1 protein-coding gene and 1 pseudogene are annotated in these 558 nt (G+C 35.1%); both read right to left on the bottom strand.

What is annotated here, in order from left to right; genetic code table 11:
* Positions 1–284 (bottom strand): annotated as a pseudogene (locus KVT34_RS29755) (phage holin family protein); the annotation flags it as partial.
* A 55-nt stretch (positions 285–339) separates the two neighbouring features.
* Positions 340–558, bottom strand: a 219-nt coding sequence (locus tag KVT34_RS29750) for a hypothetical protein (protein WP_217563244.1), incomplete at its 5' end; no start/stop codon positions are given.

The following is a 558-nucleotide window of genomic DNA, read 5'->3' as shown; positions in this document are numbered from 1 at the left end:
AGTGCAAGAGCAGGCAACGATAAAAGCACCTCGGTTCTCGTGGTGCCCTCAATTCCATATTCACTGCTGTATGTTCCATCTAATTTAGATGCCTTACTACCGGTAATCCAATCAAGTACGATAATCCATGAGAAAATCATAATCCAAATTAAATTCGCTTTCCCATATAACAAATTAATAATTGTCCCTAATCCGCCACTTATAGCGCTCCCTACTTTAAATTGAGTACTTGTTATGACGTCAATTATATTTAATGACTTGATGAGTTCGTGAATTCTTCCCAAGTTCTCACCTCCTTCCAAATTTTGGCCAAAATAAAAAAAGCCTGCTGCTGCACGCTTACTTAGAAGTTAACTGGTAATATAAAAACTCTAATTTTTCAATTCGTTTTTCTTGTTCAATGCTCTCAAGTTGTTGTTTTTCAAGTTCTTCTACCCGTTTAGCAAGATAAGCTTTCTCATTCTTTTCTGATTCAAGCTCTTGCTTTAGAATTCCAATATCAAACTGCAAATTATCTATTTTCCAATCTAATTCTTGAACAGCTTGCATTGTAATAGA

The sequence above is a fragment of the Paenibacillus sp. GbtcB18 genome (genome assembly GCF_019091125.1).
Taxonomy (GTDB): domain Bacteria; phylum Bacillota; class Bacilli; order Paenibacillales; family NBRC-103111; genus Paenibacillus_F; species Paenibacillus_F chitinolyticus.
The sequence above is the reverse complement of the archived record's forward strand: the minus strand, read 5'-3'. Positions and strand labels throughout refer to the sequence as shown.